27 protein-coding genes, 1 tRNA gene and 1 pseudogene are annotated in these 26,711 nt (G+C 58.9%); 9 read left to right on the forward strand and 20 right to left on the reverse strand.

Annotation, left to right across the window (positions count from 1 at the left end; genetic code table 11):
- From HKD24_RS12440 to HKD24_RS12450, 3 genes and pseudogenes are all read left to right on the forward strand, one after another.
- Positions 1-108, forward strand: a pseudogene (locus HKD24_RS12440) (IS5-like element ISMex42 family transposase); the annotation flags it as partial.
- A 222-nt stretch (positions 109-330) separates the two neighbouring features.
- Positions 331-1,116 carry a meso-2,3-butanediol dehydrogenase gene (locus HKD24_RS12445; RefSeq protein WP_194260569.1) on the forward strand — a complete coding sequence of 262 codons (786 nt, stop codon included), beginning with the start codon at positions 331-333 and terminating at the stop codon, positions 1,114-1,116.
- Between the two features lie 245 nt (positions 1,117-1,361).
- Positions 1,362-2,219 (forward strand): SDR family NAD(P)-dependent oxidoreductase, encoded by an 858-nt coding sequence (locus tag HKD24_RS12450; RefSeq protein WP_194260570.1) that lies wholly within the window; start codon positions 1,362-1,364, stop codon positions 2,217-2,219.
- Between the two features lie 514 nt (positions 2,220-2,733).
- Here the strand turns inward: HKD24_RS12450 and HKD24_RS12455 are convergent.
- The 5 genes from HKD24_RS12455 to gatC form a co-directional block, all read right to left on the reverse strand.
- Positions 2,734-3,348, reverse strand: coding sequence for a nucleoside 2-deoxyribosyltransferase (locus HKD24_RS12455; RefSeq protein ID WP_194260571.1), 615 nt, complete (start codon positions 3,346-3,348; stop codon positions 2,734-2,736).
- A 114-nt stretch (positions 3,349-3,462) separates the two neighbouring features.
- A tRNA-Ser gene (locus tag HKD24_RS12460) sits at positions 3,463-3,554 on the reverse strand.
- A gap of 92 nt (positions 3,555-3,646) precedes the next feature.
- Positions 3,647-5,104, reverse strand: a complete 1,458-nt coding sequence (gene gatB / locus HKD24_RS12465; RefSeq protein WP_194260572.1) for an Asp-tRNA(Asn)/Glu-tRNA(Gln) amidotransferase subunit GatB — start codon at positions 5,102-5,104, stop codon at positions 3,647-3,649.
- Positions 5,101-6,588 carry an Asp-tRNA(Asn)/Glu-tRNA(Gln) amidotransferase subunit GatA gene (gene gatA / locus HKD24_RS12470; protein ID WP_194260573.1) on the reverse strand — a complete coding sequence of 496 codons (1,488 nt, stop codon included), beginning with the start codon at positions 6,586-6,588 and terminating at the stop codon, positions 5,101-5,103. The genes gatB and gatA overlap by 4 nt, the downstream gene beginning before the upstream one ends.
- Positions 6,588-6,875, reverse strand: coding sequence for an Asp-tRNA(Asn)/Glu-tRNA(Gln) amidotransferase subunit GatC (gatC, locus tag HKD24_RS12475; RefSeq protein ID WP_041112482.1), 288 nt, complete (start codon positions 6,873-6,875; stop codon positions 6,588-6,590). The genes gatA and gatC overlap by 1 nt, the downstream gene beginning before the upstream one ends.
- A 69-nt stretch (positions 6,876-6,944) precedes the next feature.
- Here gatC and ruvX point away from each other — a divergent pair, with 69 nt between their 5' ends.
- Complete coding sequence (ruvX, locus tag HKD24_RS12480; RefSeq protein WP_194260574.1) at positions 6,945-7,427, forward strand: Holliday junction resolvase RuvX; 483 nt, start codon at positions 6,945-6,947, stop codon at positions 7,425-7,427.
- Positions 7,428-7,794: 367 nt separating this feature from the next.
- Here the strand turns inward: ruvX and HKD24_RS12485 are convergent, their stop codons facing one another.
- The 5 genes from HKD24_RS12485 to HKD24_RS12505 are packed head-to-tail and all read right to left on the reverse strand — an operon-like array spanning position 7,795 to position 14,131.
- Positions 7,795-8,631: a transglycosylase SLT domain-containing protein gene (locus HKD24_RS12485; protein WP_194260575.1), complete on the reverse strand. Its 837-nt coding sequence runs from the start codon at positions 8,629-8,631 to the stop codon at positions 7,795-7,797.
- Positions 8,632-8,680: 49 nt separating this feature from the next.
- Positions 8,681-10,462, reverse strand: coding sequence for an aminopeptidase P family protein (locus HKD24_RS12490; RefSeq protein WP_194260576.1), 1,782 nt, complete (start codon positions 10,460-10,462; stop codon positions 8,681-8,683).
- Entirely contained in the window at positions 10,459-11,004 is a 546-nt protein-coding gene (locus tag HKD24_RS12495; RefSeq protein ID WP_194260577.1) for a GNAT family N-acetyltransferase, read from the reverse strand. Before HKD24_RS12495 ends, HKD24_RS12490 begins: the two co-directional genes overlap by 4 nt.
- Complete coding sequence (locus HKD24_RS12500; protein ID WP_194260602.1) at positions 11,004-11,909, reverse strand: 50S ribosomal protein L11 methyltransferase; 906 nt, start codon at positions 11,907-11,909, stop codon at positions 11,004-11,006. The genes HKD24_RS12495 and HKD24_RS12500 overlap by 1 nt, the downstream gene beginning before the upstream one ends.
- Entirely contained in the window at positions 11,909-14,131 is a 2,223-nt protein-coding gene (locus HKD24_RS12505; protein ID WP_194260578.1) for an ATP-dependent helicase, read from the reverse strand. The genes HKD24_RS12500 and HKD24_RS12505 overlap by 1 nt, the downstream gene beginning before the upstream one ends.
- Before the next feature lie 27 nt (positions 14,132-14,158).
- Here HKD24_RS12505 and HKD24_RS12510 point away from each other — a divergent pair, with 27 nt between their 5' ends.
- Both HKD24_RS12510 and radC read left to right on the forward strand, forming a co-directional pair.
- Complete coding sequence (locus tag HKD24_RS12510; RefSeq protein ID WP_194260579.1) at positions 14,159-14,848, forward strand: JAB domain-containing protein; 690 nt, start codon at positions 14,159-14,161, stop codon at positions 14,846-14,848.
- Between the two features lies 1 nt (position 14,849).
- Positions 14,850-15,605 carry a RadC family protein gene (gene radC, locus HKD24_RS12515; RefSeq protein WP_407646374.1) on the forward strand — a complete coding sequence of 252 codons (756 nt, stop codon included), beginning with the start codon at positions 14,850-14,852 and terminating at the stop codon, positions 15,603-15,605.
- A 4-nt stretch (positions 15,606-15,609) separates the two neighbouring features.
- Here radC and HKD24_RS12520 read toward each other — a convergent pair whose 3' ends face one another.
- The 6 genes from HKD24_RS12520 to rpmE all read right to left on the reverse strand — a co-directional run bounded on the left by HKD24_RS12520 (position 15,610) and on the right by rpmE (position 19,245).
- Positions 15,610-16,734: a 5-(carboxyamino)imidazole ribonucleotide synthase gene (locus HKD24_RS12520; RefSeq protein ID WP_194260580.1), complete on the reverse strand. Its 1,125-nt coding sequence runs from the start codon at positions 16,732-16,734 to the stop codon at positions 15,610-15,612.
- Positions 16,731-17,255, reverse strand: a complete 525-nt coding sequence (purE, locus tag HKD24_RS12525; protein WP_194260581.1) for a 5-(carboxyamino)imidazole ribonucleotide mutase — start codon at positions 17,253-17,255, stop codon at positions 16,731-16,733. The genes HKD24_RS12520 and purE overlap by 4 nt, the downstream gene beginning before the upstream one ends.
- Positions 17,256-17,456: a YdcH family protein gene (locus HKD24_RS12530; RefSeq protein ID WP_011253895.1), complete on the reverse strand. Its 201-nt coding sequence runs from the start codon at positions 17,454-17,456 to the stop codon at positions 17,256-17,258.
- A gap of 151 nt (positions 17,457-17,607) precedes the next feature.
- Positions 17,608-18,192, reverse strand: a complete 585-nt coding sequence (locus HKD24_RS12535) for a DUF1013 domain-containing protein (RefSeq protein WP_194260582.1) — start codon at positions 18,190-18,192, stop codon at positions 17,608-17,610.
- A 210-nt stretch (positions 18,193-18,402) separates the two neighbouring features.
- Positions 18,403-18,861, reverse strand: a complete 459-nt coding sequence (locus tag HKD24_RS12540; RefSeq protein ID WP_194260583.1) for an Hsp20 family protein — start codon at positions 18,859-18,861, stop codon at positions 18,403-18,405.
- A gap of 156 nt (positions 18,862-19,017) precedes the next feature.
- The gene (gene rpmE, locus HKD24_RS12545; protein WP_062028708.1) at positions 19,018-19,245 is read right to left on the reverse strand and encodes a 50S ribosomal protein L31; all 228 of its coding nucleotides are present in this window, start codon (positions 19,243-19,245) and stop codon (positions 19,018-19,020) included.
- A 189-nt stretch (positions 19,246-19,434) separates the two neighbouring features.
- Here rpmE and mscL point away from each other — a divergent pair, with 189 nt between their 5' ends.
- Both mscL and HKD24_RS12555 read left to right on the forward strand, forming a co-directional pair.
- On the forward strand, positions 19,435-19,893 hold the full coding sequence (mscL, locus tag HKD24_RS12550; RefSeq protein WP_194260584.1) for a large conductance mechanosensitive channel protein MscL: 459 nt from the start codon (positions 19,435-19,437) through the stop codon (positions 19,891-19,893).
- Complete coding sequence (locus tag HKD24_RS12555; protein ID WP_194260585.1) at positions 19,893-20,285, forward strand: hypothetical protein; 393 nt, start codon at positions 19,893-19,895, stop codon at positions 20,283-20,285. Before mscL ends, HKD24_RS12555 begins: the two co-directional genes overlap by 1 nt.
- Positions 20,286-20,321: 36 nt before the next feature.
- On the opposite strand, the gene secF is transcribed toward HKD24_RS12555, so the two are convergent.
- Complete coding sequence (gene secF, locus HKD24_RS12560; protein ID WP_194260586.1) at positions 20,322-21,260, reverse strand: protein translocase subunit SecF; 939 nt, start codon at positions 21,258-21,260, stop codon at positions 20,322-20,324.
- A 5-nt stretch (positions 21,261-21,265) separates the two neighbouring features.
- On the reverse strand, positions 21,266-22,807 hold the full coding sequence (gene secD / locus HKD24_RS12565) for a protein translocase subunit SecD (protein ID WP_194260604.1): 1,542 nt from the start codon (positions 22,805-22,807) through the stop codon (positions 21,266-21,268).
- Positions 22,808-22,966: 159 nt separating this feature from the next.
- Here secD and HKD24_RS12570 point away from each other — a divergent pair, with 159 nt between their 5' ends.
- Complete coding sequence (locus HKD24_RS12570) at positions 22,967-23,950, forward strand: Gfo/Idh/MocA family protein (protein WP_194260605.1); 984 nt, start codon at positions 22,967-22,969, stop codon at positions 23,948-23,950.
- A 27-nt stretch (positions 23,951-23,977) separates the two neighbouring features.
- On the opposite strand, the gene HKD24_RS12575 is transcribed toward HKD24_RS12570, so the two are convergent.
- Together HKD24_RS12575 and HKD24_RS12580 are read right to left on the reverse strand one after the other, a co-directional pair.
- Positions 23,978-25,786: an ABC-F family ATP-binding cassette domain-containing protein gene (locus tag HKD24_RS12575; protein ID WP_194260587.1), complete on the reverse strand. Its 1,809-nt coding sequence runs from the start codon at positions 25,784-25,786 to the stop codon at positions 23,978-23,980.
- 58 nt (positions 25,787-25,844) lie between these two features.
- Complete coding sequence (locus HKD24_RS12580) at positions 25,845-26,585, reverse strand: response regulator (RefSeq protein ID WP_194260588.1); 741 nt, start codon at positions 26,583-26,585, stop codon at positions 25,845-25,847.
- Positions 26,586-26,711: the final 126 nt, after the last annotated feature.

Raw genomic sequence — 26,711 nt, forward strand, 5'->3', positions numbered from 1 at the left:
GCGCGCCTCAAGGAGTGGCGTGCAGTCGCGACCAGATACGAAAAAACAGCGGCGTCATTCCTTGCCGTCATACACATCGCTGCTGCTGCAGACTGGATCAAGTGCTAACAGACCCTAGAAAATTTTCAAAAATACCGTGGAAAAACACAGAACAATCGGAAATAAATAATTCTATATTATTTGATTCCTAATGTTGAATTGTTTGAAAAATTCTCACTGTCCCGACCTGCTCTATGAAATCAGATAGATCCATGACCATCATTAACTTTCCTGCCAGCAACCATTCGCCCGGTTGAGACTTTATGTCTTCAGACATAAAGGATATTTTTCATGCCTATTCAGGGTTTGACACGCTTTAACGGCCGAAAGGTCCTTGTGACAGGCGCCGCTTCCGGGATCGGACGTGCAACAGCGCTTCGTTTTCTGGCAGAAGGTGCGCAGGTTATTCTTGTTGATCGGGACAAGGAGAAACTCGATGTCACCATGAAGGCGCTGAACCCGCAGCAAGCCCTGTCTTCACTGACCGATATTTCTTCTCCCGAGCAAGTCAAAGCCCTGTATGCTTTTGTCAAAGCGCGTTTTGGAACGCTGGATGTTCTTGTGAACAATGCCGGTGTGACCGCCATGGGCACGGTGCTGGACTGTGACCTGGAAACATGGGCCACTGTCTGCGCCACGACCCTGACTGGTCCTCTGAACGTCAGTCGCACATTCCTGCCGCTGCTGATCGAAACCAGGGGAAATATCGTCAATACCGCTTCGGTCTCCGGCATGCGGGGAGACTGGAACACAGCCTATTACGATGTTGCAAAAGGCGGCGTCGTGAACCTGACACGGGCGATGGCCATGGATCACGGCAAGGATGGCGTTCGTGTCAACACCATCTGTCCCTCTGTTACACGTTCAGCCATGACAGCAGATGCACTCAAAAACGAGGCATTCGTTACCAGCGTTGAGGCTCGCGTGCCATTACAACGTCTTGGAGAACCTGACGACATGGCCGCTGCCATTACTTTCCTTGCAAGCGATGACGCCGCATACATTACGGGCCTCATCATGCCGGTAGATGGAGGTGTCACCGCCTCCAATGGGCAGCCCCCGTTTCCAATGTCGTAAAGACGATGCCAGACAGACCGGGCGTGACCAGAAAAAGGTCCGGTCTGTTACCCAGAGCACAACGCGTTCCAAAAATGCTGGTCCAATCCAGTCAGATGAAATGACGCCCTGCGGATACTTTCAGACACGGAGATCAAAAGCATAGGATATGCAGGGCTATGGCGTTATGAAGATGCAGCCATTCTTTTGAGAAAGTTGACCATGCACTTCACGACGCTTTCAGTTCAGACCGGTCTGCGCAGTACATGACTCTCTTTTCCATCAGAAAGAGGGCAACGTCACCATCACTCGCCGTCATGACAGGTGGAACAGGGGGCATTGGATGTGAAATTGCAGCCCTTCTTCTGGAGCAGGGATGGGACGTCATCCTTCTGACGCGCCAACCCGCAAAGGCGGAGGAGCAGATTTCCAGAAAAAACGGCCGATTTGAAGCCGTTTTCTGTGATCTGACAAAACCCGCGGATCTTCAGGCAGTCAGCGACGAGATCCTTCGCAAAAAGAAGCCTGTAGAGCTTCTGATTCACTGTGCAGGGAAAATCCAGCCTGAACCGACCAGGGACATCACGCCGCGCAGCCTCGATGAGCAGATGGCGATCAATCTGACATCGCCCATACTCATGACCAGTCAGTTGCTTCCCGCAATATCTCCCAGCGGCCATATCATGTTCGTCAATTCCATTGCCGGCGTCATGCCTCTGCAGGGAAGCGCGGTTTACAGTGCCACGAAATTCGGACTCAGAGGCTTTGCGCGCTCGCTCGCACTGGAATTCAGGCCCGGAACACTTCGGGTTTCGTCCATCTTTCTTGCGGCGGTCGATACCCAGATGCTGCAGCAGGAAACGCAGGATGGTGGCTCTGTCCTGAACTTTGTGAGCCAGCCCCTGTCTGCCCGTGATGTCGCCAGAATGATTGTCCGGACGAGTAGAAAATCAGGACGCGAGATCTTTCTGCCCAGAATAGACGGGGTCTTCGGCCATGCCTGCCTGATGATGCCGTGGCTGCTAAGACTCAGTACACCGGTACTCGAAAAAATCGGGAAGATCGGATTACAGCGATTCCTGAAACACAGGGCTACTTTGGGCTCGGCTGCTCAGAAGGAATAACCGCAATGCTCCGCAGAAAAGCACGATCATAAAATCGAGTTAAAAGTTACTCTTCGAAAAATCTTAAAGCCATAAGTCGCAATGTTAACCATTTAAAAACACTGTTACTTTGTTTTATCAATTTCTCATTGATGATTTATTGACGGAAAAGCAGAAGCCTCCTACAGAAATAATTCTGTTTTACACTTTCGGAAGGCTGTAACGTGCCAAGTGTAACGTTGACTGATTTTCTGCAAGTGACTCAATGGTCTCCTGACCAGCTTGCACAGCAGATTGGGCGTACAACCGATGACGTCCTGTGGTGGTCAAACCATAGCGATGAGCTTCCACAGCAACTCCAGAGCTGGATAACGCGGATTGTAACAGCGTTCCACACAGAGCCCCCGCCACAGGGCTATGCCATGGAACGTCCAGCGTCCTGCGCATTCAACGACGATCCTTCAATGACCGTCGTCTGTAATGTCTGCAATCTGGCGCCACGCTGTCGGCAGGGCATTTACGCAAAAAACTGACGCTAAAGCGTCAGTTTTTTTTCATGCAGTCGTGCTGAGAGGCGTTTGACGGCGTTCCGAAAGGCCTGGAAAAAATCCGGGTCAATGGAAACACGGCCGCCTGCCATGTTGATGAACCCTTCAACCATACCGTTCTGAAGCAGACCTTCGGAATGAACCAACATGCTGTCGGGATCTTCCATGCTGCCTGAAGACGGCGCATCGCTCGCCGGCCGTTCCCGCAGACTTTCACTCCAGGCCTCGCGCCAGTAAGCCTCGACTTTTTCGGAATAAAGCCTGCCATCAACGGTATAGGCTTCCATCGGCTTGCCCAGCCCCATCATGTAACCGATTTCAACGGCCGTCCCCGGATCCATTTCGGGAGAACGACGAAACGGGTCAATACAGAACAGCCCGGCTGCACAATGATCCATCAGATCACGATCGGCGCGCACAAACGCAAGAATGGTTTCCCGCCCGGGAGGAAGAAGACGTGCCTCAGCCTGGCCATCAAAAGGCGCCACGCCTTCAAGACCGTATTCTGCACAGATCGACTTCAGTCGCGCGAAAAGGGAGAGGGCTTCCGGACGGAAAACCAGATCCCCCGCCAGATAAACTGGAATGGAATGTCCTGACATGGGGCACAGCCTCTACACGCTCCGAGCCCGTGAAGAAAGCCCGGCAAAGCAGCTGACGCAGAACAGCCCAATTGATGTTCGATAAAGCTGTAAGGATCTTTTTTGGGATCGCGCTGGCGGAGGGGATGGGATTCGAACCCACGATACGACTTGCATCGTATAACGGATTAGCAATCCGCCGCCTTCAGCCTCTCGGCCACCCCTCCGCTCTTTTACGCGGTTCGCACGGCGTATGCAGGAGTGTTCTTAGGGGGTAACCGCGTCGTGGTCAAACCCCCCGAGAACATTTTTTTTCGCCTTACTCTGAAAGAAGTTTTTTCAGGGTTTCGTTGACGAGGGCAGGGTTGCCCTTGCCCTTCATGGCCTTCATCGTCTGACCGACAAAGAAGCCGAAAAGCTTGTCCTTGCCGCCCTTGTATTCCTCGACCTTATCGCTGTTTGCAGTCAAGATTTCGCGGATGGCGCTCTCGATTGCTCCTGTGTCAGTCACCTGACGCAGGCCCTTGCGCTCGACGATGGCAGAGGCGGAATCACCCGTCTCGACCATATCTTCGAGAACTTCTTTGGCGATCTTGCCATTGATCGTGGAATTGGAAATCAGACCCAGCAGTTCCCGCAGACCTTCCGCACTGACCGGGCTGTTCTCGATCGAACGCCCCGTACGGTTCAGCGCTGCGAAAAAATCTCCCAACATCCAGTTGGCTGCCAGACGGGCATCCGCACCACGCGCCACGGTCTCATAGAAATCCGCGATCGCCTGTTCCACGCAAAGCACAGAAGATTCGTAACGGCTGACGCCGTATTCCTGCTCCAGACGCGCACGCTTGGCTTCCGGCAGTTCCGGCAGAGCCGCTTTGAGCTCATCAACCCAAGCCTGCTCGATCACCAGCGGCAGCAGGTCCGGATCCGGGAAGTAGCGATAATCATGCGCGTCTTCCTTGCTCCGCAGGGAGCGGGTTTCGCCACGCACATGGTCGAACAGACGCGTTTCCTGATCAACGGTTCCGCCAGCTTCCCAGACCTCGATCTGACGCTGCGCCTCGACCTCGATCGCCATCATCACGAAACGGATGGAGTTGACGTTCTTGATCTCGCAGCGCGTGCGATATTCGGTCTCACCCGGCTTGCGGACCGACACGTTCACGTCGGCACGCATGGAGCCTTCTTCCATGTTGCCATCGCAGGTGCCGATATAGCGCAGGATCTGGCGCAGCTTGCGCAGATAGGCACCGGCTTCTTCGGGCGAACGAATATCCGGCTCACTGACGATTTCCATCAGCGCCACACCGGCCCGGTTCAGGTCGATGAAAGAGCGCGTCGGATCCTGATCATGGATCGACTTGCCCGCATCCTGCTCCAGATGAAGCCGCGTCACGCCGATTTCGCGCGTGCTGCCATCGGCCAGATCAACCAGGACCTTGCCTTTGCCGATGATCGGATGGGCGAACTGGCTGATCTGATACCCGGTGGGCAGATCGGCATAGAAGTAGTTCTTGCGATCAAACCGGCTGAACAGGTTGATCTCGGCTTCAAGCCCCAGACCTGTCCGAACGGCCTGCGCCACGCATTCCCGGTTCAGAACCGGAAGCATGCCCGGAAAACCGGCATCGACGAGACTGACATGCGTGTTCGGCTCGCCGCCATATTCCGCTGAAGCGCCGGAAAAAAGCTTCGCTTCGCTGACGACCTGGGCATGAACTTCAAGGCCGACAACGATTTCCCATTCGCCGGTGCTGCCGGTGATACGATAGCTCATGCCGACACTCCTGCATGAATGGTGGGTCTGTGATGGAATGCCGCAGCCTGCTCAATGGCATGACCAGCCGCAATCAGCGTCTCTTCATCGAAGAACTTGCCGATAAGCTGCAACCCAAGCGGCACGCCACGCGCGTCCAGACCAGCTGGAACGGACAGGGCAGGGACACCCGCCATGCTGGCCGGAACCGTGAACACGTCATTGAGATACATCTGTACCGGATCGCTCGGCTTTTCATCCTGCGCAAAAGCGCCGGAAGGAGCGGTCGGCGTCAGAAGCACGTCGACACTCTCGAAAGCCTTGAGGAAATCCTGCTGGATCAGGGTGCGGACCTTCTGCGCGCGCAGGTAATAGGCATCGTAATAGCCCGATGACAGCACATGCGTCCCGATCAGAATGCGGCGCTTGACCTCATCACCGAAACCGGCTGCACGGCTGGCTTCATACAGCCCATCCAGCGTCGGTGCACTGACACGCTCACCGAACCGGACACCATCATAACGGGCAAGGTTGGAAGACGCCTCGGCCAGAGCCGCAATATAATAGGTCGGCAGACCGTACTTCGTATGCGGCAGAGAAACCTCGACGATTTCCGCACCGGCATCGCGTAGCCAGGTCATGCCCTGCTGCCAAAGGGCCTCGATCTCAGCCGGCATGCCTTCAACGTGATATTCCTTGGGAATACCAACGCGCAGACCCTTCACACCGCGTTTGAGCGCCGCTTCGTAATGCGGAACGGGGGTATCAACGCTCGTTGAATCGCGCGGATCAAACCCGGCCATTGATTCAAGCAGAATGGCGCAGTCCTGAAGATTGCGCGCCATCGGACCGGCCTGATCCAGCGAACTTGCGAAGGCAATTGTTCCAAAACGCGAGCAGCGACCGTAAGTCGGCTTGATCCCGGCGATACCCGTGAACGCCGCCGGCTGACGAATGGAGCCACCGGTATCCGTACCTGTCGCACCCAGGACAAGCCCGGCCGCCACAGCCGCCGCAGAACCACCCGAAGAGCCACCCGGAACCAGCTTTGCGTCAGAATCCTTGCGCTTCCAGGGGTTTTCCACCGGTCCGAAGGCCGAGGTCAGGTTCGCCGATCCCATGGCGAATTCGTCAAGGTTCAGCTTGCCAAGGAAAACAGCACCATCCTTGAGAAGATTGGCCGTCACCGTGCTCTCGTAAGGCGGAACGAAATTGCCGAGAATCTTGCTGGCTGCCGTGGTGCGGACACCATTCGTGCAGAACAGATCCTTGATGCCCAGCGGAATACCGCACAGGCTTCCGCCTTCACCCTTGGCCAGGGCCTCGTCCGAAGCCTTGGCAGCCTCACGGGCCTGATCGGGGGTACGGGTAATGAAGCTGTTGAGCTGGCCGTCCAGACGCTCGATCGCGTCAATATGGGCGTTCGTCAGCTCAACCGCGGAAATCTTGCGCGCCTTGAGCGCGTCCCGGGCCGAAGCCAGCGTAAAATCGTGAATGCCGGACATTATTCGACCACCTTCGGAACCGTATAGAACGGGCCTTCCCGCTCGGGAGCGTTGGAAAGAACCTTGTCACGGCAGTTGCCATCCGTAACGCGGTCTTCGCGCAGGCGGGGCTTTGCGAGACCCGTGCCGATCATGGGGTCGACGCCCGTGACGTCCACTTCCTTGAGCTGCTCCACCCAGTCGATGATGGAGCCCATATCTTTCCCGAGAGTTTCAACCTCTTCGGGCTGGAGACCAATCCTCGCCAGTCTGGCGATGCGCGTAACCGTTTTCGCGTCGAGCGACATGAATATTCCTGAACAAGAGGAAATTTTATGGTGGCTTTTCAGCCGTCAGGGGGATCATAACGCCGTGCTATGCCCCTGTTCAATCCACATGATCTCCGTAATCTTCTTCAGTCCGGTCAGCGCGTTCTCGGTCTCGACCCCGGATCGAAGACCATTGGCGTCGCCCTGACGGATGTCTCGCTCATGCTGGCATCCCCCCTGATCGGCCTCAAACGCCGGAAACTGGGCGAAAATGCGCAGGAACTGGCCAAGATCGTCCGAGCACAAGACGTAGGAGCCCTGGTCGTCGGATTACCGTTATCGCTGGATGGATCTTTTGGTCCGGCAGCCCGTGCTGCATCGGACTGGACACAGGCCCTGTCGGAAAAGCTCGGGATTCCCGCAGGTCTATGGGACGAGCGCCTGTCCTCAAGCGCCGTCAACCGTTTTCTGATCAAGGATGCCGACATGACGCGCGGTCGTCGCGCCGAGGTCGTGGACAAGATAGCTGCAGCTTACATGCTCCAGGGATGGCTCGATGCCTCCAGCCCTGACAGGTCAGACCTGTTCTGAATTTGGCAGCATCCGTTCAGACACCCCGGCTTCCGATAAGCGAAGGGCGTGAATAGGTATTGGCCAGAACGCGAAACCACACACGGGCGGTCATGGCGCCCAGGATCAGGCAGAACAGGAACTTCATGATATTTCTCCGGTCATGAAGCTCGAAAACGAACCAGAATGGTACGGGTTGCCGCAAGCGCCGGTTTCAAAGTGTAAAGGCAGGTGTGACATGAATTTTCGGATAGTGGCTCTGGCCCTGCTTCTTGGAATTGCCGCGTGCGCTCGAACACCAGATGACGGCAGCACACCCATTTCTCGACACCACACGTCTCATCGAGGAGCTTATGCCGGAGCCGGAAGTGGCTGGTCCGGATACTGATCAGCGCTGACGCCAGGCCAATCGGACCGGCATAGCCCGATAGGACGCCAAGCTCCTGCCCATCTGCTGCGGCATACCACCGCCTGCTGCACTGATCGGGTGATGGATGATGCGGGGCGGTGGGGCATAGGACACCATGTGAACGGATGGTAGATTGCCCGTACGCGGCGGAGAAGGCGCAGAAAATCCGGACTGTCTGCCAGCAGCAAAATAGGAGGGTGGTCTGGACGCTGGCAGCATGGCCTGCAGACCGTTTGCCGTCATCACGACCTGCGGCAGAAAGTCAGGCGGTCGGTAGCTATCTGGCTGACCGTTCCAGATCGCCAGCACATGGCGGGCATACTCGGCGCCCAGAGCAGGGGTCAGGGAATGATAGGCCGCCGTCGCAGCAGGCCAGCCCTGAAGCTGGCTGTGCAGTCCGGACAGGAAGCGGGCGCCATAACGGGCATTGCTGAACGGATCAAAGGCATCGTCAAGCGAGAAGAAGGCGTCCGGATGGTGATGAAGGTTGATCTGCATGCAACCCACATCAATCGAGACGATCCCGCGCGCCTGAAAATCCCGCACGGCCGCAATGGCTTCGTCCTTGCTTTCGTAAAAATAGCCTTTCCCGGCCGCATTGACGGTCCAGGGCCAGGCGACAGTCGCTGATCCATTAGGATCGCGGCGACCACTCTCGACACGGCTGATGGCATCGAGAAGACGCGCCGGAATCCCGGCCTGCTGTTCCGCAGTCTGCGCTGCCACACGACAGACGGAGGACGCATCATAGGCGAACGCCGTGGGCAAGCCTGAAAGCGTTGTGACAGCAGCAGAGAGGAGAACTTTCCCGATCATCGTCCTGTATATGATTGGGAAAGGTAAAAATTAGGTTATGCGTGCAACTTTATCGCACGAGCGGTTTGCAGACCTCCGCCAGCCAGTCTGCGACCTCTGGCTCGACCTGCGGTAAGACACGTTTCTGAACTTCGGCATGATACGCATTCAGCCAGTTCAGCTCGGCATCATTGAGCAGCGGAACATCGATCAGGCGAGGGTCGATCGGCGTATAGCTGAGGATCTCGAACTCAAGGAACGTCCCCTTGTTTCCCCTAAAGGAAGACGGCCGCACCAGCATCAGATTCTCGATCCGGATTCCATACTGTCCGGGCTCATAATAACCGGGTTCGTTGGAAACAATCATGCCAGCCTCAAGCGCCACCGGACGGGGAGCAGGGGAAATGTTCTGCGGGCCTTCATGGACCGACAGATAACTCCCGATGCCATGTCCGGTGCCATGATCGTAATCCATCCCGACCTGCCAAAGAGCCGCACGCGCGAGCACGTCCAGCCGATGACCGGTCGTGCCAGGCGGAAAGCGGATGCGGGAGAGAGCGATATTGCCCTTCAGAACCCGCGTGAATGCCTCACGGATATGAGCCGGCGGCTCCTCATCTCCCACCCAGAGCGTGCGCGTGATGTCAGTCGTGCCAAAAGGATACTGCCCGCCACTATCGATCAGGTAGACGCTGCCCGTTTCCAGAACGCGATCCTTGCCCACCTGCGCCCTGTAATGCGGGAAAGCACCATTTGGCCCAACAGCAGAAATGGCATCAAAGCTCTGTTCCCGATAATCGCCGGAGCGGGCACGAAACCCATCCAGCCGGGTCACAAGATCCGTCTCGTGCTGTCCGATTCCCGAAACTTTTAGTGAATGCAGGAAGCGGGCCATCGCCACGCCATCAAGGGCATGAGCTTTCCTCGAACCTGCCTGCTCAGTTCTGTTCTTGACGGCCTTTGGAAGCGTGCAGGGATCGGTTCCATCCGCGACCGTTACATCAGCAGCCGCAAGCGTCGTGTCGAACCACACAGCCGTTGTCACCGGATCCACACGCACTGTCCGGCCCCTGAGCGCCGTCAGACGATCCGCCAGCTCCGAAGGAGCATGAACCGTCACGCCGTCACCACAGACCTCCGTCACGCCATCCGTCAGACGGTCCGAGGAAACAAACCACTCTGCCGAACCATTTGCATGCAGAACCGCATAGCCATGTGCGACCGGTGTGAGGGGCACATCGCTCCCCCGGATATTCAACAACCAGGCGAGGGACGTGCAGTCCGCAATCACCGCCGCATCCTGTCTGGCTGCCTGCAGCGCCTGTCCCAGACGCCGGCGCTTGTCCGCACTGCTCTCGCCCGAGAATTCAAGCGGCTGCGGCACGACCGGGCCGGCTGGAGCCGCAGGACGATCGGTCCAGGCCTGATCGATGGGATTGCGCGGCAGCGGGACAAGCTCCACGCCAGCCGTCTGCCACGAGGCCAGCATGGACCGGCTGACCAGACGCGGATCATAACCGACTTTCAGCCCCTTCGCGTGTTCCGCCAGCCAGTCGGAAAGCGGTTCCAGTGCGACATGGCGACGCGCCCACAGATCATGGGGAACCTGCTCTTCCATCTGCACCGTATAACGCCCGTCGGAGAATACGGCGGCTGTTTCCGGCAGGATCGCCGCCAGTCCCGCACTTCCCGTAAAACCCGTCAGCCAGGCCAGACGCTCGGCGCAGGGAGCAACATATTCACCCAGATATTCGTCACCGCGCGGGATGATGAAACCGTCAACACCCAGCGCCTTGCAGGCTTTGCGGACGAGGGCAGGGCGCTCGTTGAGCGGGATGGAGGACAGGGTCATGAAAAGTCCTTTTCCACAGTATGAATATCGTCAAGGCGGAGTGTCATGAACAGCAGATCAAGCCACCGCCCATGCTTGCGTCCAACCTGAGGCAACGTGCCACAGTTCTGAAAACCAAGTTCGCGATGCATGGCAAGGGACGCCGCATTGTCCGCCGTGATCCCGGCCACCATCACATGAAAATCCGCCGCCTTCGCATGCTCGATTAGCGCGCGCAGAAGCAGCCGGCCAATGCCCCGGCGCTGATAGTTAGGTGCCACATACACCGAATGCTCGACAGTCTGCGCATAGCCCTCATAGGCCCGGAAAGACCCATAAGAACCGTACCCCGCAATCTCGCCAGCCGCATCGACGGCAACAAGCACTGGATAGCCCTGCATCGTCCGATCCTTGAACCACTGGCGCCGCTGCTCCAGCGTAAAAGGCGTCGTGATCCAGAGCGCATCGGTGTTTTCAATGGCATCATTGGTGATCCGCAGGATAGCCGGCAGGTCATCAGGTCCAGCGTCCCGGATCAACGGCAATGATCCCGGCACACCCATCAGCCGCGACGGCGCAGGATCAGTGTGGCCCAGTCGCCTTCACGCAGGATACGCTCCAGCACAAGACCCTGACGCTGGTGTGCGGCCAGCACCATCCGCGCCTGACTGTAAAGCAGACCGGCTAAAATAGCCGTCCCGTTCGGCGCAAGGTTCAGCGCCAGAGACTGCGCCATCCGACACAGCGGACGGGCGAGAATATTGGCGAAGACCAGATCATACGGCGCCTTGGCGCGCACGGCCTCGGTCTGCCAGCCATTGCCGAAACGACAGTCCAGCAGATTGCCCTGACCGTTCAGGCGAGCATTGAGCTTCGCCGTTCGCACGGACCAAGGCTCGATATCGACGGCCAGAACCGGACGGTGCAGCAGCTTCGCCGCCGCCATCGCCAGAATGCCGGACCCGCAACCCATATCCAGAATACGCTGCGGCTTGCGATACGCGACCATCTCAAGTGCCCGCAGACACCCGCGCGTGGACCCATGCTCGCCCGAACCGAACGCTATTCCCGCATCCAGCGTGATCGTCAGGCGCGACTGATCCGGCGCGCCATGCAGATGGGTGCCGCGAATGGCAAAACGCTTGCCGACATTCTGCTGCGGGAAGGATTCATAGGTCCGGGCCAGCCAGCCCTCGGACTCCGTCGGAATGCGTTCGAGTTCCGCTTCACAGCCGGTCAGCATCCTCGCCACGGCCAGAGCGTTTTCGAGCTCGTCTTCCTTGAAGCCCGTATCCTTCACGCCTTCCACACGCCAGTATTTCTGCGCGTCATCGGCCTCGAAAATGCCAACAGTCTCGCAGGCGCACATCAGGGCCTGTTCAAACAGGGGAACAAAGGGCTCTTCCACCGTGATGGACAGGGTTTCGAGCGCACTGGCATGGCGACGGCCAATGCTGCGGGGTGCCATCACGATCTGATCTCCACGAAGTTTGACATGACGCGTTTGACGCCACCGTTTTCAAAATTGATGTGCAATTGCGGCCCATCGGCCCCGATCACCGTGCCCTCACCAAACCGGTGATGAAACACCGTGGTCCCGATGGCGACCGTCGGCGCTGGCTTCACATCATGAATTTTCGGACGTGGCGCCCGAAAGCCCGGCGGCCGCGTACTGGTCAGCGGCCCGGACGCAAACATGGACGGTGCCGCTGCGGCCTGCCGGCGCGTCTCGAATGCCTGTCCCGTCAACTGCACATATTCGGACGGGATTTCCTCAATGAAGCGGCTCGGCATCGAGGACTGCCAGTTGGCATAGATCCGCCGGCTCGCCGCATGCAGCACGATCGCCCGACGCCGCGCGCGCGTCAGCCCTACGTAGGCCAGCCGCCGCTCTTCCTCGAGTGCCCGGTTGCCGCCCTCGTCGAGCGACCGCTGGGACGGGAACACACCTTCCTCCCAGCCCGGGAGGAACACGGTGTCGAACTCCAGCCCCTTGGCGCCATGCAGCGTCATGAGACTGACCTTGTCATCCGACGTCTCGCTCTCGGTATCCATGACGAGCGCCACATGCTCCAGAAAGCCCTGAAGCGTTCCAAATTCTCCAAGAGCCCTCAGAAGCTCACGGATATTGTCCAGACGCCCTGGCGCCTCGACGGAGCGGTCATCCCGCCACATTTGAAGATAGCCGCTATCCTCGAGAAGCTGTTCGGCGGCCACCACATGGCCTTCGCTCTCAAGCGTTGCCTTGGCCCGCTGGAACGCCGCCATCAGCCCGTCCAATGCGTCCTTCGACTTGCCCTTGAGCAGCCCTTCCTGAAGCTGCCAGATCACAGCCGCCGTCAGCGGACCGGGCAGGGCACGCGCCTGGGCATGCAGCTTCTGCACGGCCACGGCACCCACGCCACGCTTGGGAACATTGATGATCCGCTCAAACGCCAGATCATCCGCAGGCTGCGACAGTACACGCAGATACGCCAGACAGTCCCGGATTTCGGAGCGCTCGTAGAACCGCAGCCCACCAACAACCCGATATGGGATGCCGATCATCATCAGCCGCTCTTCGAACGGCCGCGTCTGGAAACCAGCGCGCATCAGGATGGCGATTTCCGACAGCGGATGTCCGTCACCGCGCAGACGCTCGATGGCACCCCCCACAATCCGCGCTTCCTCATCCGAATCGCGTACCCCGATGATCTGGACCTTCTCCCCCTGCGCATCATCGCGTCCGGGCCGCAGCGTCTTGCCCAGGCGTCCTTCGTTATGAGCGATCAGCCCGGCAGCCGCGGCGAGAATCTGTGCCGTCGAGCGGTAGTTCCGCTCCAGACGCACGACTTCCGCCCCCGGAAAATCCTTCTCGAAGCGCAGAATGTTTTCAACTTCCGCCCCGCGCCAGGAATAGATGGACTGATCATCATCACCCACACAGGCGATGTTGGATGGTCCGTGCTCGCGCTTGGCCAGCAGACGCAGCCACAGATACTGAACCGTATTCGTGTCCTGATATTCGTCCACGAGAATGTAGCGGAAAATCCGGTGATACTGCGCCAGAACATTGGGCTGGTTGCGCAGGATCTCCGTCATGTGCAGCATCAGATCGCCGAAATCGCATGTATTGAGCGCAATCAGACGCTCCTGATACGCCCGGTAAATCGCCAGAGCATGACCATTCGCAAAATCGGAATCTTCGGCCGGCGTCACCCGGTCAGGTGTCAGCCCGCGATCCTTCCAGCGCTGGATGATCCCCATGAGTTGGTTCGGCGGCCAGCGCTTGGTATCGATCTTCCACGGTTCCATGACCTGCTTGAGCAGCCGGATCTGGTCATCCGTATCGAGGATGTTGAAGCTGCTCGTCAGCCCGACATATTCCGCGTGACGCCGCAGCATTCGCGCACAGATCGAATGGAACGTTCCCAGCCACAGCCCTTCGGCCGGCTCGCCCAGAATCGCACTGACACGCTCGCGCATCTCGCGGGCGGCCTTGTTCGTGAACGTCACGGCCAGAATCTGGCTCGGATAGGCGCGGCCCGTCAGGAGAATATGGGCAAACCGCGTCGTCAGGACGCGCGTCTTTCCCGTTCCCGCACCGGCGAGAATGAGGAGCGGGCCTTCGGTTGTCTCGATGGCACGTCTCTGCTCCGGGTTGAGGCGGGAGAGATACTCGGGGGTAGGGGAGGGTAGGTCTTGCGGCACCCTCCCGATATAGAGTGAGATACCGTCATGGCCAACACATATCCCCGGATCGATCTGACACGCGGCACAGGACCTCAGGGACACCGCGCCAGAATGCGCGCCCGCGTGCTGGCCAATGGTGCCCACACGCTCGCCGATTACGAAATCCTTGAAATGCTGCTCTTCGCAGGTGTGCCACGCAAGGATACCAAACCGCTCGCCAAGGCACTGATCGGCCATTTCGGCAGTCTGGTGGATGTTTTCCGCGCACCCACACAAGCCCTGCGCGCCGCAGGACTGAAAGATGATACCATCAGGGTGCTGCGCCTTCCAGGAGTGGCGGCCGAACGTCTGGCCTCTTCGGAACAGCGTGAACGCCCGACACTGAGCAACTGGGAACAGCTCATGGCCTATCTCGATCAGGCACTTGAGGGCGGTGTTTCGGGGCAGTTCCGGCTGCTCTATCTCGACAACCGTAACCGGCTTCTGGCAGACGAAGCCGCGCCCGAGGCCGACAGTCTTGCGGATCGCAACCGCGCCATCGCCATCCGGGCCCTCGCACTGCATGCCACGGCCCTGATCGGTTTTCACATTCGTCCCAAGGAACGCCCCGTAGATCTGTCACAATCAGCGCGGCAACTGGATTTCGCGATGCGTCCCCTGTCCATTACGCTTCACGACGTACTCATTGCAGGGGACGGGCGCCCGTCAAGCCTGCGTCAGGAAGGGCTGCTGTAAGGTGGACGACAGGAACGCTGGAACAACCGGATTTTCGGATGGCATGACAGGCCTGTCGTCAGCCGATCTGCGACAGATTTCGGCGCTGACGGAAACTCTTCCCGAAATAGAACCGCCGCTTGCCTTGCTGACGGGGCGGGGGCGGCATCTGGACGATGCGACCCTGCTGCATCTCCTGACCGTGCTGTTCACCGGACGGGAAACGGGCAGCGCGGCACTACCACACAATCTCTTGGCGCGTTTTGGCTCTCTGGCCGCTGTCCTGTCCGCCACAGATCGGGAACTCGAAAGCATCACGGATATGGGCACGCACATGTTGCCCATGATCCGTGTTCTTCAGGAAGCAGCACTTCGCTATAATCGTGCGCGCCTGCCGCCGGAAGACGTGCTCGACAACGAACAGAAACTGCTCGACTACCTCACGGCCCGTCTGGCGCGGGAAAACATTGAGCAGTTCCGCATCCTGTTTCTCAACGAAAAGAACAGCCTGATTGCTGACGAAGCGCAGGCCAGAGGCACGGTCAACCACACGCCTGTCTATCCACGGGAAGTCGCCAGACGCGCTGTGGAAATTGGCGCCACCGCGCTGGTTCTGGTCCACAACCATCCGAGCGGCGATCCCACGCCCTCGGAAGCCGATCTTCAGATGACCATGCAGGTTCAGGCGGCACTCGAAGTGGTCGGCGTTACGATCGCGGACCACTTCATCATCGGCAACGGCCGCCACACCAGCTTTCGCCGCAGCAACCTGCTCTGAAACCTCAGCCGCGCGGCGGCACAAGCCCTTCAAGCGCCAGTTCTCCAGGAAGGGCACCACGCGGGAAGATGGTGTTTACATGCCCCATCTTGCGTCCTGGACGCGCTTCGGCCTTACCGTACAGATGCAGCGATGCCCCGTCCGTTGCAAGAATGGCCGGAACACGCGCCATGTCTTCGGGACCAATCAGATTGTGCATGATGGCATCGGAATGCCGACGTGAAGGCGGCAGCGGCAAACCCGCCACCGCCCGCACATGCATCTCGAACTGATCTACCAGACACGCATCCATGGTCCAGTGCCCGGAATTATGCGGGCGAGGGGCGATCTCGTTCACCATGAGACTGCCATCAGCAGCGTGGAACATCTCCACCCCCATGATCCCCACCAGCCCCAGCGCCTCGGCAATTCTGGCCGCCATGTCCTGCGCCTGACGCGCAAGGTCCGGCATGATGCGGGCCGGGGCCAGCGTCACGTCCAGGATACCGTTGCGGTGCCGGTTCTCGACTGTATCAAAACACCGCACGGTTCCGTCCAGCCCACGGACCACCATCACGCTGAGCTCACGCTCGAAATCGATCATCTTCTCCGCAACGAGCGGGTAGGGCAGATCCTTCAGGGCTGCGAGGGCCTCGGCATCCAACACCCGGAACTGACCCTTACCGTCGTAACCGAAGCGGGTCGTCTTGAGAATGAGCGGAAAACCGAGCGTCTCAAGCCCTGCCAGATCCTCGGGGCCATTGACGGCCCGCCAGGGGGCCAGACTGACGCCGATTTCGGACAGACGCGTCTTTTCCGCAATCCGGTCCTGACTGATCCGCAGGATTTCCCCCGCAGGTCGCACCGGCCGATGCTTCTCCAGCAGAGCCAGCCCTTCGGCACTGATATTCTCGAACTCAAACGTCACGACATCACAGCGCGAGGCAAAATCCTCAAGCGCCGCCGGATCGTCATAGGCCCCGACCGTTACCGACGCCGCGACTTCCGTAGCCGGGCTTGGCGCCTCGGTGCTCAGCACATGAACATGAAAGCCAAGCTTCGAGGCCGCCACGGCTGACATGCGGCCAAGCTGGCCACCACCAATGATCCCGATCGTGCTGCCGGGAGCAAAAACCTTCTGCTTCGTCATTCGACCGGAACATCCGCAACAGCCGCAGTCTGCGTTGCCCGCCAGGCATCCAGACGAGCCATGACCTCGCTATCTGAAACCGAAAGAATTGATGCTGCCAGAAGCCCCGCATTGATCGCACCAGCCTTGCCGATCGCCAGCGTCCCCACAGGCACGCCACCCGGCATCTGCACGATGGAAAGCAGACTGTCCTGCCCGTTCAGGGCACGGCTCTGCACAGGGACGCCAAGAACGGGAATGCTTGTCCAGGCGGAGCACATTCCTGGAAGATGCGCCGCACCGCCTGCACCGGCGATAATGACATGAAGGCCACGCTGACGGGCCGTCTTCGCATAGTCCACCAGACGGTCAGGCGTACGGTGAGCCGAGACGATCCGCTTTTCATGGGCAATTCCAAGATCGTCGAGGATCTCACAGGCATGGCGCATGGTATCCCAGTCGGACTGGCTTCCCATGATCACACCAACACGGATCGGCATGTCGTCCTGAAGGGTTTCGTCGGCGGAGAGGATCTGGCTCATTCAGGCAATATTATCCGGGATGAGACGGGTCTCGATCCACGAAATTTCATCTTTGAGCTGGAGCTTGCGCTTCTTGAGACGCTGAAGCTGCAGCTGGTTGAGGGGATGATGGACGAGACGCTCGATGACGGTATCAAGGTCGCGATGCTCGCTGCGCAGTTCGTGCAGACGTTTCAGCATGGCATTGTCGTCAGTCATCATGGCATCCGGTCCCGGAGAACGGTCAGGCGTTGTGGAGAGACTGATTCTTTCCACTCTTTTCATTGCAGTATCATGCCTGACGGGCAGCGGACCAGTGCCCGTCAGGCATTCATCCGGACCAGCCCTTCACAAGGCCGTCCGGATGCCGCAATCAGGCATGACTGTCGCTGTCTGGCACATAGGCGTCCACGACCGGAAGCGCATGGCCTTCACGGGCCAGACGATCGTTGGCAGCCGTCACAGCAGCATGCAGATCCGTCTGGGTGCACAGGCCGAGAATCACGGGATCACGCGGTTTGATGTTCGCGCTGTTCCAGTGCTGACGGTCGCGGACCTTGGTAATGGTGTCCTTGGTCGTGCCGAGCAGCTTGACGATCTGGGCTTCGGACAACTGCGGGAACTGACGCAGGACGAACGCGATGGCGTCCGGACGGTCATTGCGCTTGGCAACCGGGGTGTAGCGCGCACCCTTGGCACGGCGCTTCACGGGGCTGGCCGTCGGCATGCTCTTCAGGCGTGCGTTGGTATCTGCCTCACAGCGCTTGATTTCGGCTTCGGCAAGCTGATGATTCTTGACCGGATCGTAACCGTTGATCCCGGCCGCGACTTCGCCATCCGCAATCGCCTGAACTTCAAGCGGATGCATGCCGCAGAATTCTGCGATCTGGGTAAAGGTAAGACCGGTTTTCTCGATCAGCCAGACGGCCGTGGCCTTGGGCATCAAAGGCAGGGTCATGTCGGTGCGTTCCTTGCTGGGACACGGATGGAGCCGGCTTCCGCAGGCACCGATCGGGCGTATCCGGCGAGGAACCAATCCCGCCCGGGATATGATCGCGGCACCTGCTGGATGCTCTGCGATAATGCAGATGGGTATGGGCCACCGACACCGCCGTGGTCAAGCACCAAAAAGAAAGGGAGCGCTTTTAGGACGCTCCCTTTCTGACGTTCAGGCTGCCTGAACAGTTTCTGCCTGTGCGACATGCTCCGATCCTGTCCGGACAGGAATACGGCGCGGTCTGGCAGCTTCCGGTACGACCTGACGGACGGCAATGGACAGCAGCCCATTCACCAGATCCGCCTGATCGATTTCCGTATGGTCGGCCAGAATAAAACGGCGCTCGAAAGCCCGCGTAGCGATGCCACGATGGAGCCAGTCCCGGTCACGGCTGTTCTCAGGGACGCTGCCACGCACGACAAGCGTGTTCTCTTCCTGAAGAACTTCCACGTCTTCTGGCCGGAAGCCCGCAAGAGCCATCGTCAGGACGTAGTTCGTCTCGCCGGTTTTTTCGATATTGTAAGGGGGATAGCTTGGAATTGCCTGGGCGTTGGCAACACTGCCGGCCATTCTGGCAAGACGGTCGAAACCGATCGCGCTGCGGAACAGCGGTGTAAAATCGTAGGTCACTGAAACCTCCTTCTGGCAGGAATCATCTGGCGCATTTCCCGGTATGGCAAAATGCTATGGTCAAACCAGCCGCGACCCGAACGGCATCGCGACTGGTTTTCCAGATAGGTTCCGACCTGCCCGCCTTCAAGAGGAGACGGGAGGAGGGGCGCCGAATTACTTCGTGCGCGTACCGATGCCTGCAAAGCGCTTGTTGAACTTTGCGACCTGGCCTCCGGTATCCATCATGCGCTGGACGCCAGTCCAGGCCGGATGAGACTTCGGATCAACGTCAAGACGCAGCGTTGCGCCCGGTTCACCGTAGCAAGAGTGCGTCTTGTACTCAGTCCCGTCGGTCATGATGACGGTGATCTCGTGGTAATCGGGATGGATGCCGGATTTCATGAATTTCTACTCCATAAAGAAAGCTCCGATGCCGACCGGAGCGAATCATGAGGCGCATATAACGGAAACCGCTGTCGGATGAAAGTAGCCTTTACTGGATCATATGAGTCCGTTTATCCCTTGAAATGAATGCGGGCTCGAAAGTCAGGCCTGCGACCGTGGTTTCACGGATACCGAGAAAGGTTTGATATGAGCGAAACCAAACATACACTGCACACCCCGGGCTGGGTTGGCGATTTCCAGAAATTCATCATGCGCGGCAACGTGCTTGATCTTGCCGTCGGTGTCGTGATCGGTGCTGCGTTCAGCGCGATCGTCAACAGTGCCGTCAAGGATATCCTGACACCGTTCATTGGCCTGCTGACGGGAGGTGTCGATTTCTCGAACCTCTTCATCACGCTCAAAGGCCCGGTCAAGGACACTCTGGCCGAAGCCCAGAAGGCGGGCGCTGTCACCGTCAACATCGGCGTCTTCCTGAACGCCGTGATCCAGTTCCTGATCGTCGCCTTCTTCATTTTCTGGCTGACACGCATCCTCAGCAAGCTGCACCGCAAGGAAGAAGCTACGCCTGCAGCTCCGCCGGCACCGACCAAGGAAGAAGTTCTGCTGACGGAAATCCGCGATCTTCTGGCAAAAAAGAGCGTCTGATGACTGACCTGAAGGCTTCCCCTGCTGCAGTCTGGCGCTCTACAGCCGTATTGCTGGTAGCAGGAAGCCTTCTGGCCGGATGTGTGGCACGCCCTGTCATGACAGGGCTGCCGCCATCGCCGAACTCGCGTCTTTATGCCTATCTGATTGCACATGGCATGGCACGGGGCGCGGTTATGACCGGCCAGATTGGCCCCGAGGGACTGGTTCGGCTCGTCACTCTGGACAAGGCCGCACAGCAGGCCACGGTAAACGCCCTGAAGCTGCAAAGCTCGTCAGCCAACCGGCAGGCCGATCAGGCGCTTTCCAACCTGCTGGCAGATCTTCCGCAGAAGACACCGCCGCTCCCACGAAGTCCGGCAGAACAGACACAAAAAAACCGGCTCCCCTGAGGGACGCCGGTTTTTTTGTGCTTGGAACAGACGTAATCAGCCTGCGTCAGTTTCCTTGCGCAACCGCTTCTCACCCATAAGGAGAAGCAGGGGCGCTGCAATGAAGATCGACGAAGACGTCCCGACCACAATGCCGAACAGCATGACCGTCGCAAAACCGGTCAGCGTGCTGCCCCCGAACAGGGCAAGCGGCAGGGCGGCCAGAAAGACCGTCATGGACGTGCCGAGTGTCCGGTTCAGGGTCTCGTTGATAGACAGATCCAGCAGTTCCCGCAGCGGCATCGTGCGGTACTTGCGCAGGTTCTCGCGGATCCGGTCATAGACCACCACCTTGTCGTTGGTGGAATAGCCTAGGATCGTGAGCAGGGCTGCAACCATCACCAGATCGAATTCGAAGCGCGTAATGGCCAAAAAGCCGACCGTCTTGGTCAGATCGAGAATGAGCGTCACCACCGCACTGATGGCAAACTCACGCTCAAAGCGGACCCAGACATAGATCAGGATCATTGCAAGGCTAAAGCCAAGCGCCAGCAGACCATCACGGAACAGTTCGGACGAAACCGAGGCGCCTACGGCATCGGCACGAAGAACCTGCGTTCCGGGTTCGGCAGCCGAAATGGCGCTCTTGACGCCATCAACCAGCTTCTGGGTCTGCGCTTCGCGATCCGCACCTTCCGGAGCATTGATCGAAATGCGGACATCCCGCGGTGAACCGAATGCCTGCACGGCGTCCGGATGAATGCCGGCATGATCCAGAGCCGCGCGCAGCTTGCCGAAATCGGCAGGGCCGGGGGTCTGGGCTTCAACGATGATGCCACCGCGGAAATCCAGCCCGAGCTTCAGCCCGGGCTGGAAGAACAGGATGACGGAAGCAATGGAGAGGACTGCCGAAACGATCAGCCCCATGTGACGGCCGCGCATGAAGTTGATGCGCCGATCGTCACGGACAAAACGGAAAAGGGGACGTGACAGCATGACGATCAGACCGGAAGTTCTTTGGGACGGGCGAGGGCGTACCACCGCACGACCAGAAGGCGTGACAGCAGGAGGGTCGTGAAGAGTGTCGTGACGATACCGATGGTGATCGTCAGGGCGAAGTTGCGGACAGGACCCGTTCCGAACACGAACAGCATGACATGCGCCAGGAACGCCGTGGCGTTACTGTCGATGATCGTACCGGTCGCGCGGTCAAAACCGGCCTGCAGGGCCTGAAGCGGACCACGGCCACGCTTCACTTCCTCACGGATACGCTCATTGATCAGGATGTTGGCATCCACGGCCATACCAAGGGTCAGCAGCATACCGGCCATGCCCGGCAGGGTCAGCGTCGCCTGGAACAGCGAGAGGATCGCCACCATCAGGATCAGGTTCGCGAACAGGGCGATATCCGCATACAGGCCAAACCGCCCGTAGAACAGCACCATGAACACGATAACCAGAAGCAGTCCGGTCAGAAGACTGATGATACCGGCATGGATGGACGCCGCGCCAAGGCTCGGACCGATCGTCCGCTGCTCTACGACCGAAAGCGGAGCAGGAAGGGCACCGGCGCGCAGCAGAAGCGCAAGATCAGACGCACTGCGAGCATCGAAACCACCCGTGATCTGACCATTTCCGGCTGTGATCGGGCTGATAATGTTCGGAGCCTCGATGACCTTGTTGTCCAGCACGATCGCAAAGCGCTTGCCGACATTGGCCCGCGTGACGTTCGCAAAGGCCGTTGCACCAGCGCTGTTGAGCTGGAACGTCACAGCCCAGCCACCGCTCTGCTGATCGATCACGGCACCCGCATTGGTCAGGTCCGTGCCATCTACATCGACATGATCCTGAACCGCAACCTGCGTATGCACGCTCTCGTCCTCAAGCATCGTCGAGCCAGGGCTCGCAACGCTCGGGTTCGGGGCCAGCAGACGGAAGGTCAGACGCGCTGTCGTTCCCAGCAGGCTCTTGATCCGCTCCGGATCGCTGACGCCCGGAAGCTCCACGACAATCCGGTCGTCACCTTCACGCGCGATGCTCGGATCGATCGCACCCGTTGCGTCGATACGGCGACGGACGATCTCGATCGACTGTGCCACGGCTTCGCGCGCACGGGCCAGCATCGCGTCGTGCTGAAGCGTCAGGACGATGCGTCCGTCCTTTTCAGACGTCGTGAACTCGTTCGGCACCACCGGGGGCAGGGACTGCATGGCCTTGAGCGCGGCGTCACGTTCGGCATCCGAACGCGGCATGAAGCTCAGGCTGGCGGTTGCATCGTCGCGGGCAAAATCGCGATATCCCAGAGACCGGTCCAGAAGCGTCTGGCGCGCCTGATCCTGAAGGGACTGGAGGCGGTCATGCTCAAGGGATTTCAGATCGAGCTGAAGGAGAAGGTAGGACCCACCCCGCAGATCGAGCCCCAGATGGATCTGCCGCCAGGGCAGGGACGGTGCGGGAGAACGCAGAAAATTGGGCAGACACAGGAGTACGCCAATCAGGCAGATGCCCGCGACGCCCAGCAGTCTGAGCCGGCTGTAATACATCATATCAGGTCGAGACGTCCTCGGCGGATTTGGACAGATCGTTTTTCAGATCATTTTCAGGGCGGGACCATGCCGTTTCCGCCATGCCGATGCAACCTTTTGCCTCTTTGAGGGCACGCTGCCTTTGCGAGGATCGCCGTGGCTGATAAGCCTGTCAGCATGAATACAGCGCAACAGCTTCGGGTCGGCATCGTCGGGGCCGGCCATTTCGGACGGTTTCATGCACTCAAGTCCGCCGCAAACCCGGCCGAACAGCTTGTCGCGCTTTACGATCCCGATCCGGCCCGTGCGGCGATCGTGGCACGGGAAGTTCGTTGCGCAATTGCCACAAGCTATGAAAATCTTCTGGAGCAGGTGGATGCCGTCATCATCGCTGCACCAGCCGAGTATCACTTTGCCCTGACAAGCCAGGCCCTCAGGGCCGGGCGACATGTTCTGGTCGAAAAGCCCATCGCGGCCACGCTGGACGAAGCGCATGCCCTTGCCGATCTTGCCCGGGAGACCGGCAAGGTCCTTCAGGTCGGCCATCTGCTGCGTTATTCAGCAGAACACCGGGCCATTACAGAGCGGATCAAGGCGCCGCTTTACATCGAAGCCACCCGCATTGCACCTTACAAGCCACGGGGAACGGACGTATCGGTCATTCTGGATCTCATGATCCATGATCTTGATCTCGTTCTGGCAATCGTGGACAGCCCGATCGCGGACATCGATGCTCTGGGAGCAGCTGTTTCAAGCGCGCATGAAGATATCGCCAATGCCCGCGTCCGGTTCGAGAATGGCTGCGTAGCCACGATCACCGCCAGCCGGATTTCCCTAAAAACGGAACGGCGTATGCGGCTTTTCTCACAGGACGGCTATCTGTCTGCCGATTTCATGGAGCGCAAACTGAGCTTCATTGGCCGTGAGCGCGGCGTACCGCTTCCCGGCACAGGTGGCTTCCGGCGTGAAGCCATAAGCTGGAAGGATCACGACAACCTTGCAGTCGAACATGACGCCTTTGCAGCGTCATGTCTTCATGGTGCGCCCGTGCTAGTGGACGCCCAGGCGGGGATCAGGGCACTCGATGCCGCCATCCGCGTGACGGACAGCATCCGGCAGTCCCGGCAGATCATGGAGCTTTCAGGCCTGATCCCCTCCTGAAAGTGTAAATGATTTTATCCTGCCAAATTATTGATTTTCGAGGATTTCTTTTTTCATTTCCAGCTCGAGCCATTCCTCCTCGGACCGGGTAAGATCCTGTTCGGCAGCCTCCAGAAGCTGTGTGGTCTTCTGGAATTTTGCAGCATCCCGGCTATAGAGACCGGGGTCAGCCAGAACGTCACGGTATGTCTGGATCTTCTTTTCCAGATCCGCCATTTTCTGCGGAAGAAGATCCAGGGCCCGCTTGTCATTATAGCTGAGCTTTTTCGGCTTCTTCTCTGTTTTCAAAGCAGATTTTGGCGCAATTTCTTCCGCCTCCGACTCCGCAGGTTCACGACCGGCCGGAACATCCCCACGCTGGATCAGCATGTCGGAGTAGCCGCCTGCATATTCGATCCAGTCTCCACCACCGTCGGAAACCAGCACCGAGCTTGCGACCCGGTCGAGGAAGTCGCGATCATGGCTCACCAGCAGGACCGTACCCGCATAATCAGCCAGCATATCCTGTAGAAGATCCAGTGTCTCAAGATCGAGATCGTTGGTCGGTTCGTCCAGCACCATAAGACTGGACGGCTTGGCAAGAGCACAGGCCAGTGCAAGCCGTCCGCGCTCACCGCCCGAAAGCTTTCCTACGGGAGTGCGGGCCTGCTCCGGACGGAAAAGGAAGTCCTTCATATAGCCAATGACATGACGCTTCTCGTCGCCAACCTGCACCATGTCTCCGCTGCCGCCCGCAAGGGTTTCAGCAAGGGTCTTTGAAGGATCAAGGCTTTCCCGCTGCTGGTCCAGCGTGACCATGGCCACGGACGGCCCCATCTTCACTGTGCCGGACTGTGGCTCCATCCTGCCGGTCAGCAGACGCAGGAGCGTTGTCTTTCCGGCGCCGTTGGCGCCCACCAGACCGAGCCGGTCTCCACGCAGGACCCGCAGATCGAGATCCCGGACAATGGCGCGGTCATCATAAGCCCAGTTCACACCCTCGGCTGCAATGGTGATCTTGCCTGCGCTCTCGGCTTCCGTCGCTGCCATCCGCAGCGTCCCCTTGCCACGGGACGCCAGTTCACGGCGCTGCGCCCGAAGCGCTGCCAGCTCTCCGACACGCCGGACATTCCGCTTGCGGCGTGCGGTAACGCCGTAAATCATCCAATCTTCTTCGCGCGCAATCTGGCGGTCCAGCTTGTGCGCATCACGCTCCTGCTGTTCCAGAACCTCATCCCGCCAGCTCTCGTAGCGGGCAAATCCCTGATCCAGCCGGCGCGTGACCCCATTCTCAAGCCAGACCACGCTGCGAGACAGCGTTTCCAGAAGGCGTCTGTCATGGCTGATGACAATCATGGCGCAGCGGGTGGCAGCGAGCTCTTTTTCCAGCCAGGTGATGGATGGAAGATCCAGATGGTTCGTTGGCTCATCAAGCAGCAGAAGATCCGGCTCGGCTGCAAGGGCGCGGGCGAGGGCACAGCGACGGACTTCGCCGCCCGAAAGGTTCTGGCAGCTTTCTTCACCCGTCATGCCGAGTTCGGCCAGCATCGAGCGCGCCCGATAGGTCTCGGTCTCATCCAGCCCTTCAGACGCGTAATCAAAGGTCGTAGCATAACGCGAAAGATCCGGCTCCTGCGCCAGATAATGGACCTTCGTCCCGGGCTGGACGAACCGCTCGCCAGAATCTGCGACGATATCGCCAGAGGCAATTTTCAGCAGCGTGGATTTTCCCGAGCCGTTCCGCCCTACCAGGCAGATCCGTTCACCGGGCAGGACGCCTAGCTCTGCTCCATCTAGGAGCGGGCGTCCACCAAGAGTGTAGGTAATGTTCTGAAGAGAAAGAATGGGTGCCGACATGGCATCCTATGTGTCGCAGCCTGACGTCTGCCGCAAGACGCCTCTGTCCGAATAAAATTCAGACGGGTGTCACACCACCTGTTACGGCCTGATAGGTTGCGACGGCCAGCGTCATCGGCTCGAACGGCTTGGTGATAACGAAGGATGGCTCCTGCGTCTCACCGGTCAGCAGACGCTCCGGATAAGCTGTCACGAAAATAACCGGGGCTTCATGTGTGCGCAGGATCCGTCCCACGGCCTGCATGCCATCACCGCCGCCGCCAAGATTGATATCTGCAAGGATAAGGCCGGGCTTCGTTTTTGCAGCAAGTTCAACGGCGTCCGCCTCAGTATGGGCTACGCCGGCGATTTTGTGACCACACCGTTCGACCAGATCCTGGATATCCATGGCGATGATCGGCTCGTCCTCGATAATGAGAACGTTGGTCTGCGCAATTCCCTGAAGCCCCTGGCGGGCCTTGTTCAGTTCGGCAGCCGCCTCTTCATCGGTAATGCCCAGAGCCTGCGCACTCGACGCAAGCGACTGCTCTTCCAGAGAGGTCAGTAGCAGAAGTGCACGCTGGCGCAGCGGCATGCCCACCGTAGCATCCGCGCCGTGCTGTGCCATAAACACGTTCACGAGCAGGCCATAAAGAGCCTGCCGTGCGGAAAGACCGCTTTGAGGCGGATTTTCCATCAGCTCTTTCAGGGCCGCAGCCACAAGCTGATCGCCCGTCTTCTGATCACCAACCAGCGCGCGGGCAAAACGACGTGCATAGGGAAGTGCCTTGACGAGTTCCTGACGTGTCAGATCAGTCATGTGTCCGTGGCCTCCTGAAAAGATAGCTGCCGACCCATCCCGAGTGGGATGCATCCCGTTATGAAGGTTGAATAATCATGACACGATGCCCAATCTTCGTATAGTCTTCGTGGCCACCTCGGTCGC

This window comes from Gluconobacter vitians, from assembly GCF_015244565.1.
Classification (GTDB): domain Bacteria; phylum Pseudomonadota; class Alphaproteobacteria; order Acetobacterales; family Acetobacteraceae; genus Gluconobacter; species Gluconobacter vitians.